25 protein-coding genes are annotated in these 24,485 nt (G+C 41.8%); 5 read left to right on the top strand and 20 right to left on the bottom strand.

Features of this window, described 5'->3' with window-relative positions; all coding sequences use genetic code 11:
• Positions 1-16: 16 nt before the first annotated feature.
• Positions 17-499 (bottom strand): FKBP-type peptidyl-prolyl cis-trans isomerase, encoded by a 483-nt coding sequence (locus tag MUS1_RS06220; RefSeq protein WP_036160265.1) that lies wholly within the window; start codon positions 497-499, stop codon positions 17-19.
• A 282-nt stretch (positions 500-781) separates the two neighbouring features.
• On the bottom strand, positions 782-1,141 hold the full coding sequence (locus MUS1_RS06215; protein ID WP_036160264.1) for a DOPA 4,5-dioxygenase family protein: 360 nt from the start codon (positions 1,139-1,141) through the stop codon (positions 782-784).
• 235 nt (positions 1,142-1,376) lie between these two features.
• Between MUS1_RS06215 and MUS1_RS06210 the strand changes: the two genes are divergently transcribed.
• Positions 1,377-4,835, top strand: coding sequence for a hybrid sensor histidine kinase/response regulator (locus MUS1_RS06210; RefSeq protein ID WP_036160263.1), 3,459 nt, complete (start codon positions 1,377-1,379; stop codon positions 4,833-4,835).
• A gap of 10 nt (positions 4,836-4,845) precedes the next feature.
• Here the strand turns inward: MUS1_RS06210 and MUS1_RS06205 are convergent, their stop codons facing one another.
• The 4 genes from MUS1_RS06205 to MUS1_RS06190 form a co-directional block, all read right to left on the bottom strand.
• Positions 4,846-5,475, bottom strand: coding sequence for a TetR/AcrR family transcriptional regulator (locus MUS1_RS06205; protein WP_036160262.1), 630 nt, complete (start codon positions 5,473-5,475; stop codon positions 4,846-4,848).
• Between the two features lie 65 nt (positions 5,476-5,540).
• Positions 5,541-5,936, bottom strand: a complete 396-nt coding sequence (locus tag MUS1_RS06200; protein ID WP_051436138.1) for a DUF2750 domain-containing protein — start codon at positions 5,934-5,936, stop codon at positions 5,541-5,543.
• 15 nt (positions 5,937-5,951) lie between these two features.
• Complete coding sequence (locus MUS1_RS06195; RefSeq protein WP_036160261.1) at positions 5,952-6,641, bottom strand: 16S rRNA pseudouridine(516) synthase; 690 nt, start codon at positions 6,639-6,641, stop codon at positions 5,952-5,954.
• 26 nt (positions 6,642-6,667) lie between these two features.
• Positions 6,668-7,198: a GNAT family N-acetyltransferase gene (locus tag MUS1_RS06190; protein WP_036160260.1), complete on the bottom strand. Its 531-nt coding sequence runs from the start codon at positions 7,196-7,198 to the stop codon at positions 6,668-6,670.
• A 402-nt stretch (positions 7,199-7,600) separates the two neighbouring features.
• On the opposite strand from MUS1_RS06190, the gene MUS1_RS06185 reads away from it, so the two are divergent.
• The 3 genes from MUS1_RS06185 (at position 7,601) to MUS1_RS06175 (ending at position 9,582) form a co-directional block, all read left to right on the top strand.
• Positions 7,601-8,152 (top strand): DUF3455 domain-containing protein, encoded by a 552-nt coding sequence (locus MUS1_RS06185; protein ID WP_051436137.1) that lies wholly within the window; start codon positions 7,601-7,603, stop codon positions 8,150-8,152.
• A 111-nt stretch (positions 8,153-8,263) separates the two neighbouring features.
• Complete coding sequence (locus MUS1_RS06180; RefSeq protein ID WP_036160258.1) at positions 8,264-8,836, top strand: sigma-70 family RNA polymerase sigma factor; 573 nt, start codon at positions 8,264-8,266, stop codon at positions 8,834-8,836.
• A complete protein-coding gene (locus tag MUS1_RS06175) occupies positions 8,833-9,582 on the top strand; it encodes an anti-sigma factor (RefSeq protein ID WP_036160256.1) in 750 nt (249 codons plus the stop codon). The genes MUS1_RS06180 and MUS1_RS06175 overlap by 4 nt, the downstream gene beginning before the upstream one ends.
• Before the next feature lie 280 nt (positions 9,583-9,862).
• On the opposite strand, the gene MUS1_RS06170 is transcribed toward MUS1_RS06175, so the two are convergent.
• From MUS1_RS06170 to MUS1_RS06105, 14 genes are all read right to left on the bottom strand, one after another.
• Positions 9,863-10,399, bottom strand: coding sequence for a P-loop NTPase family protein (locus MUS1_RS06170; protein ID WP_036160254.1), 537 nt, complete (start codon positions 10,397-10,399; stop codon positions 9,863-9,865).
• Positions 10,400-10,663: 264 nt separating this feature from the next.
• Complete coding sequence (locus tag MUS1_RS06165; RefSeq protein ID WP_036160252.1) at positions 10,664-11,284, bottom strand: YitT family protein; 621 nt, start codon at positions 11,282-11,284, stop codon at positions 10,664-10,666.
• Between the two features lie 104 nt (positions 11,285-11,388).
• Positions 11,389-11,706, bottom strand: coding sequence for a S24/S26 family peptidase (locus tag MUS1_RS06160; protein WP_036160250.1), 318 nt, complete (start codon positions 11,704-11,706; stop codon positions 11,389-11,391).
• Between the two features lie 45 nt (positions 11,707-11,751).
• On the bottom strand, positions 11,752-12,255 hold the full coding sequence (gene sodN / locus MUS1_RS06155) for a superoxide dismutase, Ni (protein ID WP_036160248.1): 504 nt from the start codon (positions 12,253-12,255) through the stop codon (positions 11,752-11,754).
• Positions 12,245-12,466, bottom strand: a complete 222-nt coding sequence (locus tag MUS1_RS06150; RefSeq protein WP_036160246.1) for a hypothetical protein — start codon at positions 12,464-12,466, stop codon at positions 12,245-12,247. The genes sodN and MUS1_RS06150 overlap by 11 nt, the downstream gene beginning before the upstream one ends.
• A 69-nt stretch (positions 12,467-12,535) precedes the next feature.
• Positions 12,536-12,979 carry a hypothetical protein gene (locus MUS1_RS06145; protein ID WP_036160243.1) on the bottom strand — a complete coding sequence of 148 codons (444 nt, stop codon included), beginning with the start codon at positions 12,977-12,979 and terminating at the stop codon, positions 12,536-12,538.
• 287 nt (positions 12,980-13,266) lie between these two features.
• The gene (gene cobO / locus MUS1_RS06140) at positions 13,267-13,911 is read right to left on the bottom strand and encodes a cob(I)yrinic acid a,c-diamide adenosyltransferase (RefSeq protein ID WP_084035578.1); all 645 of its coding nucleotides are present in this window, start codon (positions 13,909-13,911) and stop codon (positions 13,267-13,269) included.
• Complete coding sequence (locus MUS1_RS06135) at positions 13,880-14,611, bottom strand: trimeric intracellular cation channel family protein (RefSeq protein WP_245595763.1); 732 nt, start codon at positions 14,609-14,611, stop codon at positions 13,880-13,882. The genes cobO and MUS1_RS06135 overlap by 32 nt, the downstream gene beginning before the upstream one ends.
• A complete protein-coding gene (locus MUS1_RS06130) occupies positions 14,596-15,186 on the bottom strand; it encodes a histidine phosphatase family protein (RefSeq protein ID WP_036160242.1) in 591 nt (196 codons plus the stop codon). The genes MUS1_RS06135 and MUS1_RS06130 overlap by 16 nt, the downstream gene beginning before the upstream one ends.
• The gene (cobS, locus tag MUS1_RS06125; protein WP_036160240.1) at positions 15,183-15,968 is read right to left on the bottom strand and encodes an adenosylcobinamide-GDP ribazoletransferase; all 786 of its coding nucleotides are present in this window, start codon (positions 15,966-15,968) and stop codon (positions 15,183-15,185) included. The genes MUS1_RS06130 and cobS overlap by 4 nt, the downstream gene beginning before the upstream one ends.
• A 48-nt stretch (positions 15,969-16,016) precedes the next feature.
• A complete protein-coding gene (gene cobT / locus MUS1_RS06120; protein WP_036160238.1) occupies positions 16,017-17,078 on the bottom strand; it encodes a nicotinate-nucleotide--dimethylbenzimidazole phosphoribosyltransferase in 1,062 nt (353 codons plus the stop codon).
• A 22-nt stretch (positions 17,079-17,100) separates the two neighbouring features.
• Positions 17,101-17,868: a 23S rRNA (guanosine(2251)-2'-O)-methyltransferase RlmB gene (gene rlmB / locus MUS1_RS06115; protein ID WP_036160236.1), complete on the bottom strand. Its 768-nt coding sequence runs from the start codon at positions 17,866-17,868 to the stop codon at positions 17,101-17,103.
• Positions 17,869-17,910: 42 nt separating this feature from the next.
• A complete protein-coding gene (rnr, locus tag MUS1_RS06110) occupies positions 17,911-20,508 on the bottom strand; it encodes a ribonuclease R (RefSeq protein ID WP_036160234.1) in 2,598 nt (865 codons plus the stop codon).
• A 434-nt stretch (positions 20,509-20,942) separates the two neighbouring features.
• Complete coding sequence (locus MUS1_RS06105; RefSeq protein ID WP_036160232.1) at positions 20,943-21,746, bottom strand: pyruvate, water dikinase regulatory protein; 804 nt, start codon at positions 21,744-21,746, stop codon at positions 20,943-20,945.
• A gap of 237 nt (positions 21,747-21,983) precedes the next feature.
• Between MUS1_RS06105 and ppsA the strand changes: the two genes are divergently transcribed.
• A complete protein-coding gene (gene ppsA / locus MUS1_RS06100) occupies positions 21,984-24,383 on the top strand; it encodes a phosphoenolpyruvate synthase (protein WP_036160230.1) in 2,400 nt (799 codons plus the stop codon).
• Positions 24,384-24,485: the final 102 nt, after the last annotated feature.

The following is a 24,485-nucleotide window of genomic DNA, read 5'->3' as shown; positions in this document are numbered from 1 at the left end:
AAACGTATTACGTTTTTTAGTGCTGATGACCGCCTTCACCATGTACATGACCATGTTCTAGTTCTTCTGCAGATGCTTCACGAACATCAATGATTTCAACATTAAAGTTCAACGTTTTACCTGCTAATGGATGATTACCATCCAACATAACACCATCTTCTTCTACACCAATAACCGTAACAGGTTGTTGACCGTCTGGTGTTTGTGCCATGAATTGCATGCCGATTTGGATATCATCTACGCCTTGAAAGTTTTCAGTGGGTACTTTCTGAATAAGCTCTTCATGAATCGCACCGTAGCCGTCCTCTGGGGCAACAGATACTTCAAGCTTATCACCAGCCGCTTTACCTTGAAGAGACTTGTCCAATCCATCAATAATGTTTTGCGCGCCACTTAAAAATACTAAAGGCTCTTGACCAATAGAAGAATCTAATTCTTGACCTTGCTCGTCTTTCAAAGTGTAGTGCATGCTGACAACGGCGTTTTCTGTAATTTGCATTGTATTCTCCTAATAAACAAATAATAAATAATAAATAAGGGAACGAGCGCTTGATACAAGCAAACTTACATTTCAAAAAATAAGCGATACACCGCCACAACACGAACCCAAACGATAATTTGTCAGTCTATGATAACGTCCCATAAACTCAATAACTACCGTATAACAAAGAAGTTTGGTACGTTCGACGATTTTTAAAGGGATGTTTAATCATTAAATATAAAAAAGACAAAAAAACCTAAATCGAATGGCACTTTTTAACACCATTACTGGAGGCATTAATTAGTAATAAGGCGTAAATATCGATGTATCTAGAGTATAGGACTTTCCTAACCAGCTCACGGCTTGAGTGTGATCAAGGTAATCATTGCCCGTTACAGGATGAACAAACACATCAATCGCCCCTCGGTTCAACATCAACCAAGGAACAATCGCGCCATAGGTTTCAGCCGAAAATGACAATTGGCAACTCCAAACTGGGTGTGGACCAACGGGCTTAAGATGAAAATGACCGATACGAATATCAAATAATTCAGACGCAGCCTGCGCTATTTTCTTCGCCAATTCAACGCCCGCTTCATCTGTATAATAAAGATGAGCATGGAAAGCGGTAATATCATGGTGTGATGGAATTGGAGTCATAGTGCCTTTTAACCTTATAATTTATAGATTTCTAAGTTCCTAATTTTTTGAACTTTTAATTTACGATTCTCTCAATTAAAAGTCACATATCTCAATAGTATAGTCTCATGCCACTTTAAATAGGAAAACAGCCAGTATGACTTTATTGCCAAGACCTAAGTCGTAGAGGATTATCAATTCGACTGTGCTACATTAAACTTTAAATAATAAAGGCCCTATTCAGGTAATTTACCACATGACTGTTTTCTGGATTCTATTAGCTATTCTTTATGTTTTGGGGTTGTTCTGGATCGCTATTTGGGGCGATAAGGAAAGTCCAACAGCTAAAAAACTGACTAGACACCCTATCGTCTATAGCTTATCTCTTGCCATCTACTGCACCGCTTGGACGTTTTACGGCTCAATTGGAGAAGCCTCTCGTTCTGGTTGGAGCTACCTGCCAATCCTTTTAGGCCCAATTCTCTTGTATTTATTTGCCTTTCCAATTTTGCGCAAGATGATCACAGTAAGTCGTAAACAAAACATTACCTCCATTGCCGACTTCATATCTTCCCGTTATGGCAAACGTCCAATGACAGCACCTTTGGTCATATTAATTGGGATGCTTGCCGTTATTCCTTATATCGCCTTACAACTCAAAGCCATTGGTTCCAACTTTGCGCTTTTTGTAAACCAAGATGAATCTTCCACCAGCCTAGTTGTATTAATAGCAAGCATTTTAATTGGCGTGTTTGCCATGCTATTTGGCACAAGAAAGGTAGAAGTCACAGAATATCGCTCGGGGATGATGCTGGCGATTGGTACAGAATCCTTGTTCAAACTGGTCGCCATTGTTGCTGTTGGTTTAGTGGCAATCATTATGACTCAAGACCTCAATGTTGATGAACTCAGTAGCAATGTCGATCTGTCCGTTTGGTCACCAGAACAAATGTTGTCCTTTCCTTTTTTGATGCAAACCTTTATGTCAGCCGCCGCGGTTATTTGTCTGCCACGCCAATTTCACGTCACCGTAGTGGATCATCAAAATAATAAACAATCCAATATGGCCCGCTGGTTATTCCCTTTATACCTGCTTATCTTCGCGGTTATCATTCCACCGATCGCTATTGCTGGTCAGAATCTATTTTCTGCTGATATAAACCCAGACACTTATGTTATTCAATTCGCACTGGCTTCTGACAATTTGCCATTGCAAATGCTCATTTTCTTAGGTGGAATGTCAGCAACAACCGCCATGATCATCATCGCCACCTTTGCCTTAAGTATCATGATCAGCAACGATGTCATTTTACCAATCATGCTGGCACGCGCCAGTACTCAGCAACAAGCCCTGCCTTTATATCGACGACGGATATTAATGATTCGACGATTGGCCATGGCTGGCATTCTTATGTTGTCCTTTTTGTATTATCAAAAAATGGCCAATAATGAGTCCTTAGCAGGAACCGGCGTCCTGGCTTTCTCTCTTGTATTGCAGCTCATGCCCGCTGTACTAGGTGGATTATATTGGAAGCGCGCTCACGCCTATGGTGTTTATACTGGTTTAGCCTTTGGTTTTTTATGCTGGGTTTTACTCATGATGCTGCCTCTAACTGGCGGTGTAAATTGGGGATTAGACAGCCCTCAGTCTCGATCCGAACTCATCAGCTATGGCGCTTTTATTAGTTTATTGGCAAATATTTTTGGCTATGTGATCGGCTCTTTATTATCTAGTGAACGGTTAATTGATCGCATTCAAGCCACCGCTTTTGTTAGCCCAACAACAGAACTCGAAAAAGGCTTCTTCAAACCAAAGAGTAAAGCGACCAATGGTGACTTTTTCGTTCTATTAGAAACTTTTCTAGGCAAACAAAAAAGCCAGCAAGTACTGGTAAATTACGAACAGGATTACAGCCAAAGCATTCCATCCAATGCCGCACCTAATCGTTTATTCGTGGACTATTGCGAACGCATTTTAGGTGGCGTACTGGGCGGTTCATCGGCTCGTACTATCATCAATTCCATCTTAGTCGATAAAAAAATCAAAGTGGAAGAAATGGTAACTTACTTGGATGAAACAACCCAAGCCATCCAATTTAGCCAAAACCTTTTGTTCGTTTCTATGGATAATTTGGACCAAGGTATTAGTGTCGTAAACAAAGATTTGCAAATCGTCGCATGGAACAAAACGTACCTCTCACTTTACCCTTACCCAGAAGGCATGCTAACGGTTGGTCTTCCTGTTGAAGAACTCATTCGATTTAATGCCATACGTGGCGAGTGCGGTGTTGGTGATATAGAAGAACTGGTAAGCAAACGTTTAGAACATCTCCGCAAAGGCACAGGACATCGCTTCTTGCGACGCAGAGCCAGTGGACGAGTGATCGAAATGGTCGGTAATCCATTGCCAGACGGCGGCTTCGTAACCAGCTTTACCGATGTCACCGAACACATTGAAAGTCAGCAAGCATTAAAAGAAGCCAACATAGATTTGGAAAAACGTGTTGAAGCTCGCACTGAAGAAGTACAAGGCGTCAATAACGAACTCATGCAAGAAATCGAACGCCGTAATCAAGCAGAAAAAGCACTCATCAGCGCCAAGGCAGAAGCGGAACAAGCCAACGCCTCTAAGACAGAATTCCTTGCCTTGGCCAGCCATGACATTCTTCAACCGCTCAATGCTGCAAAACTCTACATGGGCATTTTGCAATCGACAAAACTTCCTTACGACACCAACCAAGTTGTCACAAAACTGTTTGATTCTCTAGAATCCACCGAAGTGCTCATTTCCACCTTGCTTGAAATTGCCCGTTTAGACCAAGGTGCTATACAACCAAAATTAGTCGACTGTAATCTGCAAGACATACTCACACCAATTATTTCAGAATTTGATGTCATTGCAGAAAGTAAAAACATACGTTTAACCACACACCTTCGTCCGTTACGGGTTCATACCGATCCAATTTATTTACGCAGGATCATTCAAAACTTTGTTTCGAATGCGGTGAAATACACACAAAAAGGACGAGTACTGTTAAGCGTGCGACCAAGAAAAGGCTTAGTGTATTTACAAGTTTGGGACACTGGGGTTGGTATTCCAAAAGCCGAACAACAAAAAGTGTTCGACGATTTCTATCGCTGGGAAAACACTCAAGAACCTGGGATGGGACTCGGCCTTGGCTTAGTTCGCCGTATGCAAAAGCAATTAGGCTTGGCTACTGAAATCCATTCAACACCAGGAAAAGGCAGCTGCTTTAGCATTGGTATTCCGTTGGCTCAGAGCGATGTCATCGCAAACGTTCCAGCCCCTCAAATCGTCATAGAACCACAAAATAAATTGGCTCATTGTTATGTCTGGTGTATAGACGATGAAAAGAACAACCTCATCGCAATGAATACATTATTAAGCCATTGGCAATGTGACTGTCGCACCTTTAATCGTTTTGAAGACGCGCTACAAGCAGAAGGAGAAGCCGAGTTACTCTTGGTGGATTACCATCTCGATGATAACCAAGACGGCGTTTCTTTAATCAAAGCGCTCCGAGCACGAGCTGGAAGAGACATACCTGCCGTGTTGATTACCGCCCTACGCGACCCGAAACTGGTAGAAGAGTGCAAGCAACAAAATATTACCTACATGGCAAAACCAGCAAAGCCCGCAAAATTACGGGCTTTGGTTCAACACATTCATCAGTTAAGAGAAGATTCTGAATAACAAATTAGTTTTAGGATTGGGTCGGAAGACTCAATCCACAGCCAGCTAAAATAATGCTACTTATTGTGTCTCCGACACGTTTCAAATCCTCTTCGTTTAATGACTCAGTACCATTCAACGCCAAAATCTGGGCTTCAAAATCAGCATAATGCTGAGTTGTTGACCAGATCATATAGATTAGACTTGCGGGATCACGTTGCTGCATTTTTCCAGCATCCATCCAACCTTGAAGTAATGCCACTCGTGACATAAACCAAGGTCTTAATTCTTCTTTTAAATAATCGCCAATATGGTTTGCACCACCAATCACTTCCATGGCAAATAAACGCGACGCGACGCTTTTTTCAAAACTCTGCTTAAGTTTGACGCGAATAAAACCATCCAATACTTGAGCAGGGTCATCATCAATCGAAGCTTGATCTAAAAGGTCATTCCAGCCCATCAAGGTTTGATCAAGTACCTGTTTATATAAGTTGGCTTTAGACTGAAAATAATAAATGATGTTTGGCTTCGGCAAGCCAGCACGCTCTGCAATATGCTGCAAACTCGCACCATTGTAACCTTTCAAACCAAACTCAATTTCTGCAGCATCCAGAATTTTAACAAACACTTCTTCACGGTTGTTTTGGCGTTTACTCATGGAGAGTTAAGTCCTTATATCTATTTTATCCCGTTGCTAAATGTAATCTCTATCTAAAAAACGAACTAGACAAACAACTCAGTCAATTCCGCAGCGGTTGATAACTTACCTTCATCTTCAATATTCGGAAATACAGCTACCGTGATATTGTCTAAAGTCAAACTTGGCAACCATTCACCTTTAAAGGTATCCAGAGAAATCGAAACTGGTTCGCAATCGTCCCAATCATCAATCGCCCATTGGCTCGCAAAGTCTGCATCAGGCCAAACCATGACACAATCGCCATCGTCAGTTTCTACCATAACAAAGCCTTCGTCATTGCTTAGGCTCCAAACAAGCTCAGTGGCTTTTACTTGTTCAACAAAATACGCCAATCGTTCACTATCGGGAGCAACCAACAACTGAACGCGCTCGTCCATTGATAACTCTTTCGTAGATTTTTCATTTGTAGACTGTTTCATAATTTCAACCTCACCTTAAAAGTAGGCAACTTCTTCTTCAGTTAATTCGCGAAACTCACCAACAGCCAAATCTGCATCTAATGTTAATTTGCCTATTTTGTCTCGATGTAACACTTCAACCTTGTTTCCAACAGCAGCCAACATACGTTTTACTTGGTGATATTTGCCTTCTTGAATCGTCAAGAAAATCTCATTTTCACTAATCCGTTCTGTCACCGCGGGCAAAGTAAGGTCAGATTCGCCATTCAACAAAACCCCCTCTTCAAGATGGTTTAGATCGGCATCACTAATTGGGTCAGTTAATGTAATACGGTAGCGTTTATCGCACGCATTTCGCGGTGACGTAATACGATGTAACCATTGACCGTCTGTGGTCAAAAGCAACAATCCGGTTGTATCTTTGTCCAAACGTCCAACAATATTAAGAGTTTGTCCTAAATGAGAAGGCAATAAATCCAACACAATAGAATGCTCAGGATCTTGGTTCGCACACACATAATCCATTGGTTTATTTAGTAAGTAATAGCCTTCTGATGGCCAAGCCAACGGCTCACCATCCAAACAAATTACATCGCCTTCTTTAACCGCGTAATTCGCTTTTTTAACAATGTCACCATTTACAGTGACACGTTTTTTTGCAGCGGCAATTTTCGCAGCTTTACGAGCCAACTCAGTCACATGGGATAAATAAAAATCAAGTCTCAAGGGTATCGCCTATAGCTTTGTTCAGGTTAAGAGAACACTTCGTGGGTGGTTTCAATTTCTTTGTAGAAAAAAGTCGAGTTGTGCAGCATACCATTCGCACTGCGCGTATATCCTGGTACTTCACCAAAGGGAATATAGCCCATATTGACGTACATGTCGTGAGCGATATCATCGCTTCTGACCTCAAGAATAAGCAATTGCCTTTGCATGGCGGCAGCAACTCGCTCAACGCCCTGCATCAAAACACCTCCCAAACCATTTTCACGAGCTTGGGTGTGAACCATTAGCTTTTCAACATCACAACGATGTAAAGCGTTTGCCTTTGGCGACATAGCAATTTGCACACTGCCAACCACTTTATCGTCTTCACGAACTAATAATACTTGGCGGGCATTTTCTTGTAAGTCATCATTTACTGACAACCAATACGCCTTCGCTTCAGGTTCACTCATGGGTGGTAAAAAACCAATCGGAGCACCGGAATCTACAGCGTCACATAACAACTCGATAAGATCATCTAAGTAGGGATTAAGATTGTCTACTTTAAGTAACTCCAAACTCGTTTCCTCAGTCTTTTGATTGGCGTAATCATACAGGAGAGGCGAAAACTTAGGAAACGGATCTTTTCTAGATAGACTTGAATTTCAGCTCACAAATGGAAAGTCAAAAATGGGATGGTCTTGTAAGATATGATTAGCGAAGCGTGGGATGGCGTACTAACTGGTGAGCAGTTTTTGTATCAACCAGATAAAGTCAAAAGCCAGAAAACAGAGAGAAACAAAAAGGGCACCATCTAATTTCTAGCGTGTTAAACCATCCTATAAAGACAAATAAAAAATATTTTAATTTTTTTTTATTCTTCCTGCATCCAAAACGCCTTCTGAATTGTAGTACCTATTAACAGTAGGAAATTAGCTGTTTTTCAAATTCGAAATCTATCAATTAATAGGAAAACGACAATGAAAAATCAATACATGATCAAAGGCCTACAAATCACTGCAGCCTCTATTTTAATGGCAACCGCTACTCAATCTTATGCGTGGACTTTTTCACAAGACAAACTCCCTAGCGAAGTGCGAGTCCCGGCGGGTCATGAAGTCGCTATGTTTACTTCTGCGAAAGGGAATATTACGTGGGAGTGTAAGGTTGATACAGCTAACGCAGAAAAAGCGAAATGGGCATTTGCTGGTCCTCGAGCGGTTTTAAGTGACAATAAAGGAAATCATTTAGTGTCTTACTTTGGACCGCCAGCAACATGGGAATCACTTGATGGTTCATCCATTACAGGCACACAGTTGGCGATATCTCCATCTGAAAAAGGCAGTATCCCAATGCAATTAGTAAAAGCCAATGAGTCGGCTCGTCCGGGAGCATTGAAAGATGTTGCTTATGTTCAACGTATTAATTTGAGTGGCGGTGCTGCACCTGAAACAGGCTGTAATATCGAGAAAGTTGGCCATAAAATCGTGGTGAATTATTCTGGCGAATATTTGTTTTGGAAAGCCAAATAATCTCGTAAGCAGAAGTGCGCCAGAGAAAGTGTCAGACTTTCTATAGTAGAGGTATTTAATGACTTAAAAAGCCCAGTTTTGTACACTGGGTTTTTTTATTAGGGAAATGGCGTGTCATCATCAACAAACTTTGATTATGAAAGTACTTTGCAACGCTGTGCCGAAGGTAATCGACGAGCCTTAATGCAGTTATATGAGCAAGAATCTTCGAGACTACTGACGGTTGTTATGCGAATTTTAAAAAATCGCCCATTAGCAGAAGACGTTGTGCATGATGCTTTTATTAAGATTTGGAAAAATGCAAACACGTACCATAAAGACCTAGGTTCTGCTCGAGGTTGGGTTTATACATTGGCGCGAAACCTAGCATTAAACGCCCTAAAATACAGCCAACGCCAAGTGCTTGCTGAGCCAGATTTTCTTCTGAACTTATGCGATGACAAGGTGTTAGAAACAGAGGATCATCCAGATGAGCTATCAGAACTTGCTCAAGATCCATTAGCACAAGCATCACTTCAAGTGTGTTTAGAACATTTAGAACCAGAGCGTAAACTCTGCGTACTACATGCCTATGTCGATGGTTATACACAAGATGAAATAGCCACGTTGCTTGATAAACCACTTGGTACGGTTAAATCATGGATTAAGCGCAGCTTGAGAGCCTTAAAGGAGTGCTTAGAATGAATCAAGATACCAATAGTGTTCCAGACACCGATGATGATTTAGCAGGACAATATGTTTTGGGTGCATTATCACCCGAAGAGCAGGCTATTTTTGAAGCACGATTAACTAACAACGTTGAATTGCAAAAAGCAGTTAATCAATGGCAAGCGCATTTTTTATCAATCACTGATCGTTTAGACCCCTTGCAAGCTCCGCAGCCTTTATCAGCTCGGATTGAACGTAGCTTGGATGAACTTGAGCAACAATCAATCAAAGACGCTCAAAAACGATCTATAAAACAACCTCAAGTGCTGTCGTCATTTTGGCAGAGTTTGGCTTTATGGCGTGGAATCTCGGCGACTTGTTTGGCTGTCGCTATGGTGTTCGCTATTCAGTTACAAACGATTGAGCCAATAATGAGCGAACCCACTTACATCGCTGTTTTAGTGGCTCCTGAAAATAAAACGCCAGGATGGGTGATTCAAACCAGTCAAAATACGAATCAAATGCAATTGGTGCCATTGGCGGCTGTTCAGATTCCAGAAGGGAAAGCGTTACAATTCTGGACGAAAGCAGAAGGTTGGGATGCCCCCGTATCTTTAGGTCTAGTGAAAAGAGGCGAAACGCTTAACGTTGATATTAATACGCTTCCTCCATTAACTGAAAATCAGCTGTTTGAGTTAACCTTAGAGCAAGAAACAGGCTCCCCAACAGGGAAACCAACAGGCCCGATTACCTCAATTGGTCGTGGCGTTATAATGCTTTAATGTTTAGTAATATAAACCGTTAAAGCGGTCAGAGCCCTTAAGAAGCAACTCGTATATAGTGTTACAACATATATGTACCTTAAGGGATCTGGCTTTTTTAAGCCCACATAAATAGTGACGTTCGTCGATTACAATCTATTTATTCCTCACCAACTATTCTGTAGTGCTTTCTATAACATTTCGATTTCAATTGGCTTTTCGCGATACGTATCTTTAAAAAAGTTCACATGCATACAATTTAACAGGACACACATACCAAGAGTCACGCTATTACTGGGCTTTAAAGGTGTGTCCTATTAAAACTCTTCTGTTTTCGGTCTTTAAAGTCATTCAACTCTGCCATCGTTCGAATCACGTACACAGTTTTATCTGCTGACATACTTTCCAGCTTTTTTAAAAAACCATCATTCCAAAACATTGGACAAAGTTTTAATACTTTATAGCTTTCCAAACTACCTTTTAGAACAGAGCTGCCGTCAGGCCACCCTTCTGGTTTGACAAACAGACCTTTAATAAGTCGTTTGGTTACTAGCCAATAACAAACTGTGTAAGGTAGATCTATGTAGACCAAGGTGTCTGCGGCATCAAGTCGTTTGTAAAATGACTCGATTGGACCAAAGCCATCTATGATCCAATGGTCTGAGGATAAAATGCTGTCATGATTTTTGTTGTATGTTTCTCGATCAACTAAATCACCATTTACTTTATATACAATGGAATCCAATGGGTGGAGAGGTAAACCTGTTGCTGCGGCTAGATTTTTACTCAAAGTGGATTTACCACTGCCCGGTTTTCCAAAAACGGCTATTTGTTTCATGTTATCTATCTTCCTTCATTGAGATTATCCCTATGAGGCAGAAATAGAAAACCCGCCTCTTGGGCGGGTTTGACAAAGTAACAACGCATCAAAAATCCCACCATTCCTATGGAATGATGATAATTCGCGCTATTTGTTTCGTAAGGTTTATAGTCATATTTTCATCCTGCTGGATGAGTTCATTAATGTCAATTAAACATTACCTGTTTTAAAAAAGACGACCTAAGCCGCCTTTCTCTAGATTCTCACCATTTTCTATCGTGTTTACACGTTACCCATGTAACGACCTGGTTTATGGTTTACCGCGATGATCATATTTAATGCAATCGCACCTACAATAGAAATAACAATCAAGGTGAAATCCACCACAAAAACAGACAACAAGACGATACAACAGTCCGCTACCATCTGAAATTTACCCATTGAAATACCATATTTCTCAGCGACATAACGAGCCAAAATATTCAAACCACCTAAACTTGCGTTATGACGAAACAACATCAAAAAACCAACACCAATTAAAGAACCACCAACAATACTCGCGTAAATAGGGTTAACGCTTTCAAATGAAATCATCATCGCGGTTAAATCAGAAAATGCTGATAGGCAAAAAACGGCAAAAAATGTTTTTAAAGTAAACTCCCAACCAAAGTGCATAATTGCTAATACATAAAAAGGTAAGTTGATAACAAAAAACGCTTGTCCAAAACTGAAAGAGGTTGAATATTGGATAAGAAATGCCAATCCTGCAGATCCGCCAGATAGCAAACCAGTTTGGATGAAAAGGTTGACACCTAACGAAATGATTAAGGTACCAAGAACCATAGCTTGGGCATCTTCAAGGCGAGTGTGCTTTTGTGACTTATTTGCGTCTACTGTCGACATAAATATCTCTTTGGTTTTAATAAAGGAAAAGGGGTCGTGCAATGGCGTGGATTCTAGAGAAAAATTCGCACAAGACCAATATCAAACCAAAAAGCATTTTTATGTCATTTTAATAAAGTGTCTTTATTTTTGTACACTTTTGAAGAGCAAATACAGAAGATTACTTTGCCAACAACCCGTCGTGACGATACCCAGCCAATACGTTCTGATTGCATACTCCAGTTATTTTCACCACCCAACCAGAGTTGTCCGCCAGGAGCGATATGTAAAACTTTTTTAATAATAAAGCCATAAAAAGCATGATCAACTACCACAAGGTGGCCGATCTTGAGTTTTTTATGCCATCGACTGGTAAAAACAAAATCACCATCTTGTAATCTAGGAGACATACTTTCTCCTTGTACTTTTATTAGGTTCAGCATTTTGCCTCCTTTTTACTCTTATGAATTGTTTAGAACAGCAGTCACCTAGCCTTTCAGGTCAGGATAAACCACGGTTAGCATTGGCGGATAAGGACAAGTTGCACGGTACGTGGGGACGCCTTTCGTTAACCAGAAAGCATCCGCAAATTGATTCACCAATTCAACCAGCTTTTCACCTTCTACGTGGTCAATGCTTTGTTTACACATTGACGCTTGAAGCATGATGGCATGCGTTAAATCATGAATAGTCGGCACTTGTTCAAACTGTGTTGCTTTGAAATAATCTCCCCAAATGATTCGAACCGCTTCTTTCACTTCTGTACAAGCCGCTTCTTTTTCTATCACTAAACGAGAAATCTGTGCGAAGCCTGCAACATCAAGGTCGCCTTTATCTTCCACTTCTTTGATCAAGTCCAATAGACGAATACAGCTTAATGCCGCGAGCTGTGCTGTTGATGGATCGTATATTTTACAAGGAATATCGCAATGAGCTTGCGCGGTTTTAAAGCCAATTACTTTGTCTAGAATTTTAATCACACTATGCATCATGGTTAATATCCTTCTTTTTAACAGAGTAACGACGGCGAACCAATTGCTTATAAACAAAGCCACCAACTATTAATGCAGCGACTGAAAAAATGCTTAACATATGAATGGTGTTACTCATCCAATGGGAATGATCATGACCAGGATGTGCTTGTACAACTTGGCTCATCACAAAAAAGAAACTTAATAGCGAGGCAGTAAAAATAGATTTCATATTAGATATCCTTATGAATAAGTCATTAAATTTCATTACAATCAGGCCAAATAAACTCAAACAAAAGTATCAATGATGTATTGCAGCTTTCGAACTAGAAACCGCACTCGATAACGCCTGCATTAATATTTTGCTCTGGGCGGTAATGTTTTTACTGTGACTTTGAGTAAACAACTCCCACTCGAATCGAATGTGCGTAGCTGTTCGCATAATCAAATTGTGTTGCTCATCATCAACATCGGTACGTGTAATAATGGTTTGTAAGAAATTCATTGCACTTTCATATTGTGTGTTGGCCGATACGAAGTCTCCCAACGCGGTATAAGATTCTGCAATATTCAAGAAACTGACCGCGGCTGCAGCAACAGCAGACTCTGCGTCTCGATGAAAATCATCATCAAACGACATTTCAGCTTGCGCCAATGCTTGACGATTCAAATCCACAGCATCAGAGAAAGCATGGCTTGAATAAGCTCTATTGGCTTGTCTTGTTAAACGTTCCCAGTTTTGCATTCTTGCCTCCACGGTCTTTTACTATAGATCAACAACACTAATGGGAATCATTATCGTAAAAGAATTGAAATAAATCCAGAAGTTTTGAGAATAAATCTCATTTGGTTCTGATTTTATGTTTGGAAAGTTCTGCAGAGTCTAGGGGGAAGGTATTTTTTGGGGAAGGTAAAGTTGATGGTCGTTCAGCAAGAAAAGGTACGACTTAATAGAGTATTATAGCTCGTAATGCGTACCTTAATCCGATATTGACCACTCGTATCTGTTTTGGTGTCTCTGTTATAAAAGCCCTACCATTCAATACCGACTTGCGCTTTTACGCCATTGGCAAAAGCATGACGTTCATCGGCAATTTTACTGTGTGTGTCTACATTGTCTAATAATACTCGTGGTGCTGTACGGCCCGTCATCATCACATTTTGGTGTTTTGGACGTGCAGCTAAGGCAGCAACCAGATCATCTTCATTTAGATAACCGTATTTATACATGTAGGTTATTTCATCCAGCAGGATAAAATGAATACTTGGATCAGATAACATTTTTTTCGCTAAATCCCAGGCTTGTTCAGCAGCTTCTTTTTCCAGCTCTGGATTACGAGTTTCCCAAGTAAAACCGTGGCCCATCACGTGAAAATCAACCAAAGGATGCTCACCAAAAAACAATTGTTCACCTGTTTTTTTACGGCCTTTGATAAATTGAATAACACCACATTTTTGGCCATGACCTAACGCTCGAGCCATTGTACCAAAGCCACTTGAGCTTTTACCTTTACCATTGCCTGTTAGCAAAATGGTCACACCGCGCTCTTCTGTTGCCGAAGCAATACGCTTATCAACAACAGCTTTCTTTTTTAGCAAACGTGCTTCATTTTTGTCTAAAGCATCTTGGTCTGCAGTGTCTTTTTCAATACTTGGTGTTAGTGGAGTTTTGGTCATCTTTTCTTGGGTCATGATCTATCTCTTTTTTATAAAGTAGCCAACTTGGGTAATACAAATCTTTATGTATCGCGAATACTCTCAGTATAAAGATTAACAACACCGCGTAAATGGAGTTAAATTCATGTGAAGGTATGTTTTTGTGAAGTAGCACAAACAAGAAGGCGCCCAAAAAAGCAGGCGTAGCATAAAATTCACGCCCCAAAACCAAAGGTGGACGATGGCTTAATACATCACGAATAATGCCACCAGCGACACCAGTGATGATGCCCATGGTAATGGCAATTGGTGCCGCGAAACCTAAGTCTAATACCTTTTCCGTAGCAACGACGGTAAATAAAGCCAGACCAAAAGAATCGGCATAATGAAACACTTTTTGTCGGTCATTCATAAAACGAACACCGAAAAAAGCAAAAACAGAAGACGCAAATGCTACCCACAAATACGAGGTATCAGCGACCCAATAAACCGTTTCAACAGATAAGACAGTATCTCGAATCGTACCGCCACCAAGCGACGTCACCATGCCAAGAAAGACGACACTAAAAAGATCCATGTCTTTTTTGCCAGATGAAATAACGCCAGTGATTGCAAAAGCAGCAATACCAAACATACCCAAAAGATATAGCAACATGATGTATTTTATCTCAATAAAATCAAAGAAAACTTGGCGAACACCAAACCTTACGCTATTACCCAATCACCAGCACCGAGACGCTTCAAGGTGACATAATCCCTTTGAACCATAAACTCGGTCAGACTAGTAAAGCCCACATCGATACGATGCGCCTGAGCAAGTGGCCACTGACAAAGCAAACTTACCAATACCTTAATCACGCCTGCATGGGCTACCAACACACAAGCATCAACAGGATTGTCTTTTATCGACAACCACCAGCTCCAAACTCGATCTGCAACCATTTGTAATGATTCGCCATTATAAGGCGCACCGTTAACAATATCTTCCATCCAAGCATCAATTTCTTGCTTTGGAATATCTTGCCAGCACAGCCCTTCCCAATCGCCAAAGTCTAATTCTTTAAGTGCGACAACCGATTGAGAATGTCCGTTACTAATATGATCGGCTAATTGTGCTGCTCGACTTAATGGACTGTGATAACACACATTCAACGCGTCAGAAAAATCCAATAAAAGGGATTTCATCAGAGCATTCGCGCCCTCTTCCCAGTCAGGCGAAAGTGGTACATCCATATCGCCATAGCATAAGCCTTTTTTCACATCCGGCTTTGGATGTCGTATTAAAAATAATTTCACGAATAGGACGCCAACAAACAAACGATAACAAGCACCTCACCAATTTGCTCACTCGCTCCTAACGTATCTCCGTTAAACCCTTCTATTTTTTTACGCAAATACATACGCAATAACACCACAACACCAACGGCAATAAGCAATGTCATAATAAGAGCAATAATATTGAACGCCAACAAACCAATAACCAAACATGGCGCAAGCGCAATCGTCCAATGAATCGGGCTTAATTTGGCAATCATACCAGATGCCTTACTCTTCCCTAATGTCACATAATCTAACGTGCTCATCAGCATTAATGGCATAATTCTCGCCATGACATGAACAATACACCAAGCGCTTAAGGTATAAATCAGTCCTAGGAACGACTCAGGAATCACCTCTAAAAGTTCACTCAGTAATAACCATTTAATAGAAAGGGAAAACCAAATCGACAAGGCGGCATAACTGCCAATTCTAGAATCTTTCATGATGGACAAACGTTGTTCTTTGTCCCAACCACCAATCAAGCCATCACAAGAATCCATCAGGCCATCCTCATGAAAACCGCCCGTTAGTAATACGGCTGTCAACAACATCAAGATAGCTTGCAAAGACGAAGACCAATCAAACCAAAGTGGCCAAGCGCTAATCAAAGCGACAACGATACCTATCCATGGCAAAAAGCACACCGGTGAGATGTGCTTTATATCATCACTCCAATCCACTTTCAGCGGAATTCGAGTGTAAGTAACAAGGCTACGTTTAAAGCCTTGCCAATATGGACCAAGTACCATGCCTTTCATATTTATTTACTTCTTACTTTTGTATTTTAACATCGCTGCTCAAAACAATTATTGAGAGTCACTGACACCAGCGCTTTTAAAACTCGCCATTTTATTCAAGAATACACAAGCACTCTGAATCAAAGGATAAGCGAGAATAGCGCCAGAACCTTCACCCAAACGCAAATCCAAAGACAAAATCGGTTCTGCATTAAAATGTTCCAGTAGGGTTTTATGTGCTTTTTCATTGGATTGATGGGCAAAAACAGCGAATTCACGAACATTCGGCTCTACTTTTTGAGCAAACAACAAGGCGACAGAACAAATGAAACCGTCAACAACAAATGCTGTTTGACGCTCCGCTGATTGCAACATCGCACCAGCCATTGCCAAGATTTCAAAGCCACCAACTTGTTCGGCCAATGTTTGAGCATTCCAATCAGTCATCGCCTGACCCGTTGCTTGTTCCGCGCGCTGTAATGATTGCTCAATAATAGACGCTTTATGGGACACACCCGCTGGGTCTAAACCTGTTCCGCGACCTGCACTGTCTGCCGCACTGATACCAATTAAAGCCGTCATCATGCATGAAGATACACAAGTATTGCCTATGCCCATTTCACCGAACATCAACAAGTTCACACCATCATCAATGGCTAGATTCGCTTCATAAACACCCGCTTGAATGGCTTGTACAGCTTCTGCCGATGTCATCGCAGCTTCTTGACTAAAGTCTTTGGAAGAAAACGCCACTTTACGCGCGCCCAATAAAGGATGCTCATCCAACTTTGCATTTACACCCACATCGACAACGCGCAAAGGCACATTGTGCTGATCGCAAAACACACTAACGGCGGCACCTCCCAGCAAGAAGTTCATCACCATTTGAGGTGTCACTTCTTGAGGAAACAAACTAATACCTTGCGCAACAACACCATGATCGGCAGCAAATACAATCATTTTTGCTTTTGATACATCAGGCGTAATGCTGTTTTGAATTTTCCCTAGCTGAAAAGCAATGCTTTCCAATTCTCCCAACGCCCCTAAAGGCTTAGTTTTATTATCAATTTTTTGCTGCAATGCGCTTTCAATTGAAGACGAAGGCGCTTGAATCGTAAACGTTGGAAACAAAACTATCTCCTTAAGCTGAATCTTAACCTTTTGCTTTTACAGCACGCTGGCGAACGACTTCGTAAAGACAAACACCCGTTGCAACAGAAACATTTAGGCTAGAAACCACACCAGCCATTGGCAGCTTCACAAGATAATCACATTGCTCTCGGGTTAAACGACGCATGCCTTCACCTTCCGCGCCCATTACAATAGCGGTGCCAATAGTAAAATCTTGCTCATAAACGGTTTGCGTTGCTTCGCCTGCGGTACCAAAAATCCAAACACCTTGATCCTGCAATTTCTTCATGGTGCGAGCTAAATTTGTTACTGAGAAAACAGGCATACTTTCAGCCGCGCCACAGGCTACTTTACTAACCGTCGCATTTAATGGAGCAGAGTTGTCTTTTGGCATCACAACCGCATGAGCACCCGCCGCATCAGCACTACGTAAACACGCACCTAAGTTATGCGGATCGGTTACACCATCTAGAATAATGATCAAAGGATTTTCTTCCAACCCAGCAACCAAAGTATGCAAATCCGCTTCGTTACCCGCTTTGGTCATGGTAGTGAAAGCCACAACGCCTTGGTGTACGACGCGATCTTTGTTCTTGGTAAACAACTGATCAATGTCTCGACGAGGCACAACGCTATAACGCACCTTGTTGGTTTTACAAAGCTGAACCAAACGTTGATTTTTCTTATCTTCTCGGCCTTCCTGAAAGCGTACTTCTTTCACGCGCTCAGGTTGTTGAGTTAACGCATTTTCCACGGCATGAATGCCGTATATCCATTCTAAATCTGACATTATTTACTCTATTCTTTTGTGTGTCGTGCGTCGTATTTCTAATCAATCTTTCGCTTTCGGCTTAGCGTTGCTCTTCTTTGGTTTTTTTGGTTTCTTTGGTTTTTTAACCGCAGAAGCCGGTTTACCATTCGCAGCGGTGCCATTGGTTTTTTTCAGTCTAATACGCTTACCTTTAGAAATAGGTGAACGACGTTTTTTCTTCGCCTTCCCATCTGATTCTTTAGCATCTTTGCCTGCTTCTGCTTTATCACCTTTCGGTGCGGCTTTCTTATCAGTGCCTTTTTCAGCACTTTTTGCAGAGCCTTTAGACTTAGAACGACCACCTAATTCAATCGGCGGTAATTGCGCCAATTGCATTTCCAATTCGGTTTTGTCGTCACGCGCAATTTTCTTACGCGGCGCAGGTGTGGTTTCAGCAAGACTCAAATCAATTTTGCGTTGTTCCAAATTCACATTGGCAACACGAACTTTCAATGTCGCACCGAGGCGGAAAACACGACCAGTACGCTCGCCAATAATCGCTTGATGCTCAATGTCATGAACAAAATAATCTTGACCAAGTCCTGAGATATGAATCAAACCATCAACAAACAAACCTTGCAGCTCAACAAACAAACCGAACGACGTCACTGCAGTCACAACACCATCAAAGGTTTCACCGAGGTGCTGTTCAACATATTGACACTTCAACCAAGCTTCAACATCACGAGTGGCTTCGTCAGCACGGCGCTCAGTCACAGAACAAGAATCACCGAAGCCATCCATATCCGCATGTTCATAGCCGTAGATTTTACGTTTTTTAAGTTCTGGACTACCTGCCACACGATGGGCTTGACGCACATCAGGACGGCCTTCTCCACGAATCAAGTAACGAATCGCACGATGTACCAATAAATCTGGGTAACGACGAATTGGCGATGTGAAATGAGTATAAGCTTCGTAATTCAAACCAAAGTGGCCCAAATTATCCGCTTGATAAACCGCCTGAGACATAGAGCGCAACATCATGGTTTGAATGCTGCGAGAATCGGCACGATCTTTTATTTGTTCAGACAATACTGCGTAGTCTGCTGGCGTTGGCTTCAAACCACCGGACAATTCCAAACCAAGCAAACCAAGATAAGTTCGCAAGGTCATCAAGCGATCTTCTTTTGGCCCTTCATGAACGCGGAACAAAGCAGGCAATTCAGCTTTTAATAATAATTCAGCTGTCGCAACGTTTGCACACAACATACATTCTTCAATCAGTTTATGCGCATCGTTACGCTCAACTGGAACAATGTATTCGATCTTCGAGTTTTCATCAAACACCATGCGAGTTTCAACTGTGTCAAACTCCATCGCACCACGCTCATCACGGGCACCTTTCAAGGTGTGATATAAACCATTCAAATCATCAATATGGGAAATAATAGAGGCGTAACGCTCACGCAACTCCAAACCTTGTTCTTCTGGCTCGGCTGCGATCATTTTCGCTACTTTCGTATAAGTTAAACGAGCATGGGAACGGATTAAGCCTTCATAGAACTTAAAGCCACGCATCTTACCTTTTGTCGTCAGTGAAATTTCTGCCACCATCGCCAAACGATCTACATCTGGGTTCAATGAACACAAACCGTTCGATAACACTTCTGGCAACATAGGAATCACACGGCCAGGGAAGTAAACAGAGTTACCACGCACAATCGCTTCTTCATCCAACGCTGTGTCTTTTTTCACATAATGAGAAACATCGGCAATGGCAACAAACAACTTCCAGCCACCTGGTGTTTTTTCACAATATACCGCATCATCAAAATCACGAGCGTCTTCACCATCGATAGTAACGAACGGTGTTTCACGAAGATCAACACGATGCGCTTTATCTTCTTCAGCTACTTCAGCAACAAAATCTTTGACTTGCTTTTCAACCGCTGCTGGCCATTCATTCGGAATTTCATAGCGGTGCATAGCCACTTCAATTTCGACACCTGGTGCCATGAAGTCGCCTAGAATTTTCTTCACAAGACCTTGGGCTGGTTTACCACGTTCTGCATAAGATACAATTTCAGCTAAAACATACTGTCCGTGCTTTGGCGTTAAGCCAGAATCGGTTGTAATTTGAATGTCTTGGGCGATACGTGGATTTTCTGGGGTTACAAAAGCCGTACCACTTTCCAGGTAGTAACGTCCTACCATTTGGGTATGTTTACGTTCTAGCACTTCAACCACAACGCCATCTAAACGGCCTTTTACGCTACGGCCAGAAAGGCGTGCTTTTACTTTGTCGCCGTCCATCACGTTTTGCATTTGACGAGCAGAAAGAAAAATATCGTCGTCACTTGGGCGCAATAAGAAGCCGTGACCTTCTTTATTACCCTGAACGTAACCTTCTATAAGGTCACTTTCTAAAATCGGTTGGTATTCATCATCTCTATTACTGGTTAACTGATTATCACGACACATAGCGATCAATCGACGGCGGAGTGCTTCTATTTCATCTTCACCTGTAAGATTAAAATCTGTACATAAATCAAGGTGACCAATGCTTCGGTTTTGGGTAGCTAGAAACTCTAGAATGAATTCACGACTCGGTACAGGATTGTCGTACTTAGACGCTTCTCGTTGCATGTGTGGATCGTTAATTTTTTTATTACTCAATGTATATTTATCCTTGGTGTTTTTAAATAAGATGCATCCTTTATAAAATAGAATTGTGAACATCTTACTATTCAGAACGTGTTCCGCGCTTTGGTGTCACTTTCAGTATCGTTATGATCCGTACTTCTATAGACATCGCTACAAACAGCACCCCGAACCAAGTTGCTTACGCGTTCAATTAATGGACATTATAGAGCATTCTCATCAAATACTCTCCCAGTAAGCGTAGCTCTTATCATTATCTGCCCACTCTCTTATGGTTTATTTGGTAATTACACAACAAAACGAGTAAATCACACTCGTTTCTAGGGAATCACCTCTCAACTCCTGATGCCTTTTTGGCCTAAACAATTTCTTTTTATCACTTTTTTTGTCAGTTTTTATGCCAAAAACCCTAAACCTATCGAATTATTCGATTGATTGTCGAATAAAAATCACTGTCTATGACGAACCAAATTCATCTCTGCCATCACTTTGGTGGAAATTTCCTCCACAGAGAGTTTAGTAGAATTCAAAAATGAAATGCGCTCTTGGCGATAAATAGACTCCACTTCATCTACTTCATAACGACACTGACGAGCGGAAGCATATTTGCTTTCCGCCATTCGTCCAGTTCGAATTTCCTGTAAACGTTGCGCGTCTATGGTCAAACCAAACAGTTTTTTCTTGTGCTCTTTTAAAACCCTAGGCAAACCAGAAGAAGAAAAGTCATCTTCGGTGATCGGATAGTTCGCCGCTTTTATCCCGTACTGCATTGCCAAATACAAACTCGTTGGCGTTTTACCTGAACGAGACACACCCAATAAAATGATATCAGCCTCTTTAAAATTCTTTACGGAAACACCGTCATCATTAGCCAAAGCGTAATTAATGGCATCTATACGGCCATCGTAAACCCCCTCTTTCATGCCATGGGCTTTTTGCGCTGTTGGCTGTGCTTTTACACCTAACGCTTTCTCTATTGGCGACAATAAATCACCAAACAAATTATAACAATGACAGTCACAAGACTGAATAATTTCACGAATATCCGCATCAGAAATAGTATAAAAAACCAGCAACTTAATACCCTGTTTCATTTCCAAATTAACTTGTCGCTTCAACCCTTCCGCCTGATCTTTAGTGACCAAAAATGGCACACTTTTGGTTTCAACAGCTACATCAAAAAACGACAACATCGCCGACCCAAATACTTCTGCGGTAATCGCTGTTCCATCTGAAACAAAATACACTTTCATTCGTTTCTACCTATTTTGTTGTTATCTAACGACATTTACTTTTTCGATTGAAATAAAACTACATCGAATAATCGATTTTATTCAAAGCAATACCTCTACATACAATGAACCCAGACCAAGCGTTTTGACAAGCACCTATATTTTCTAGAAAAACACGATCAATTTCTAGAAAACATCGCTTGATGTCTACTTGGCAAACCAGCCAAATAAAACAACTTATAATAATTGGAGTCCTTCGTGAGCAAATTCGTTAAGTGGTTTAAAGATCTTCGCCTAGAAGATGTCGGTGAAGTTGGCGGCAAAAACGCCTCTTTAGGAGAAATGATTTCTAACCTGACAGACCTTGGTATTCAAGTACCAAACGGTTTCGCTACCACTTCCTATGCCTATCAAAGCTTCCTAGCAGAAAGCGGCCTAAACGATAAAATCCACGATGCACTTAATGCACTTGATGTGGACGACGTACAGGCACTTGCCAAAACAGGTGAGCAAATCCGAACCTGGATTGAAGAAGCGCATTTTTCTGCTGAATTCGACCAAGAAATCGAAGCCGCTTTCGCTTTATTATGCGATGACAACGCAAATGATACCTCATTTGCAGTCCGCTCTTCTGCAACAGCGGAAGATTTACCAGACGCCTCCTTTGCAGGCCAACAAGAAACCTACTTAAATGTCATTGGCTTGGCCGATATCAAAGCATCGATCAAACGCGTATTTGCGTCTTTGTTTAATGACCGTGCCATTTCGTACCGTGTTCACCAAGGCTTTGAACACCAAGGCGTTTCACTGTCTGCTGGCATTCAAAAAATGGTACGCAGCGACATTGGTGCATCCGGCGTTTTATTCACTCTTGATACAGAATCAGGTTTTGACGAAGTAGTCTTTATTACAGCGGCTTACGGTCTTGGCGAAATGGTCGTACAAGGCACGGTAAACCCAGATGAATACTATGTTCATAAACCAACACTTGCGGCGAACCGTCCATCGGTTGTACGCAAAAGCCTTGGCAGTAAAGCTCAAAAAATGGAATACGCAGAAGTCGGCAGCGATGACGAATTTGTCAAAATCGTTCCAGTAGCACTAGATGACCAAAATCGCTTCGCGTTAACCAATGACGAGATCGAAGACCTTGCTCGACAAGCTTGCATCATCGAAGACCATTACAAACGTCCTATGGACATTGAGTGGGCGAAAGACGGCATCGATGGAAAAATCTACATTGTTCAGGCTCGACCAGAAACCGTCCGCAGCCAAGGCAATGCCCAAAGCATGGAACGTTACAACCTAAAACAAACCTCACAAGTGATGATTACCGGCCGCGCTATTGGTCACAAAATCGGCACAGGTGAAGTGAAAGTACTGTCTTCTATTGCTGATATGGATCGCATCAAACCAGGCGACGTATTAGTTACTGACATTACTGACCCAGATTGGGAACCTATCATGAAACGGGCATCCGCGATTGTTACCAATCGTGGCGGTCGAACCTGTCACGCGGCAATCATTGCACGTGAACTTGGTATTCCAGCGGTCGTTGGTTGTGGCGATGCTACTGAAGTTCTGAAAGACGGACAAAAAGTCACCGTGTCTTGCGCACAAGGCGACATGGGCTTTGTTTACCAAGGTGCATTGCCATTTGATGTCATTACATCGGAAGTAGGCAACATGCCAGAACTACCAGTGAAAATCATGATGAACGTGGGCAACCCAAACCGCGCGTTCGACTTCGCCATGCTACCAAACGCGGGCATTGGCTTGGCACGCTTGGAATTCATCATCAACCGCATGATCGGCATTCACCCTAAAGCACTGCTTAACTACGCTGACATGACGCCAGCATTGAAAGAAGAGATTGACCACAGAATCGCTGGCTACACTGGACCGGTCGAATTCTACGTCGACAAATTAGTTGAAGGTGTCGCCACATTGGCTTGTTCTTTCTCTAGCAAACCAGTGATCGTGCGTTTATCTGATTTTAAGTCGAACGAATACCACAACCTTGTTGGCGGCCCTCTGTTCGAACCAGACGAAGAAAACCCAATGTTGGGTTTCCGTGGTGCGGCTCGTTACATCGACGACTCCTTCCGTGATTGCTTCGCCCTAGAATGTGAAGCCATTCGTCGAGTTCGAAATGAAATGGGATTAACCAACGTCCAAATCATGATTCCATTTGTACGTACGTTAGAAGAAGCACAACAAGTAACCGAATTGCTTGCGGAACAAGGCTTGGCTCGTGGCGAGAATGGCTTAAAAGTCATCATGATGTGCGAACTACCTTCGAACGCATTGTTGGCGGATGAATTCCTTCAATACTTCGACGGTTTCTCAATCGGTTCAAACGACTTAACCCAATTAACCCTCGGACTTGACCGCGATTCAGGATTGATCGCAGACAAATTCGACGAACGAAATCCAGCAGTGAAAAAACTGCTAACGATGGCGATACAAGCCTGCCGTGAACAAGGAAAATACGTGGGAATCTGTGGGCAAGGCCCATCCGACCACGCTGACTTCGCAGATTGGCTTGTGGCTCAGGGCATTGAGAGCATGTCTCTTAACCCCGATACCGTTGTCGAAACCTGGCTGCATCTTGATGAAGTGTTGAAAGGCACTTCATTAGATCAGAATGCTGTGTAACCACAGCATGTGACCTTATTGTTATGTCACTCTCTAGTTTGATAGCCCCGCATTTGCGGGGCTTTTTTTTGCCTTTAGGAGGGGATTCTTTGTTGACTACGT

This window comes from Marinomonas ushuaiensis DSM 15871 (genome assembly GCF_000521805.1).
GTDB lineage: Bacteria > Pseudomonadota > Gammaproteobacteria > Pseudomonadales > Marinomonadaceae > Marinomonas > Marinomonas ushuaiensis.
The sequence above is the reverse complement of the archived record's forward strand: the minus strand, read 5'-3'. Positions and strand labels throughout refer to the sequence as shown.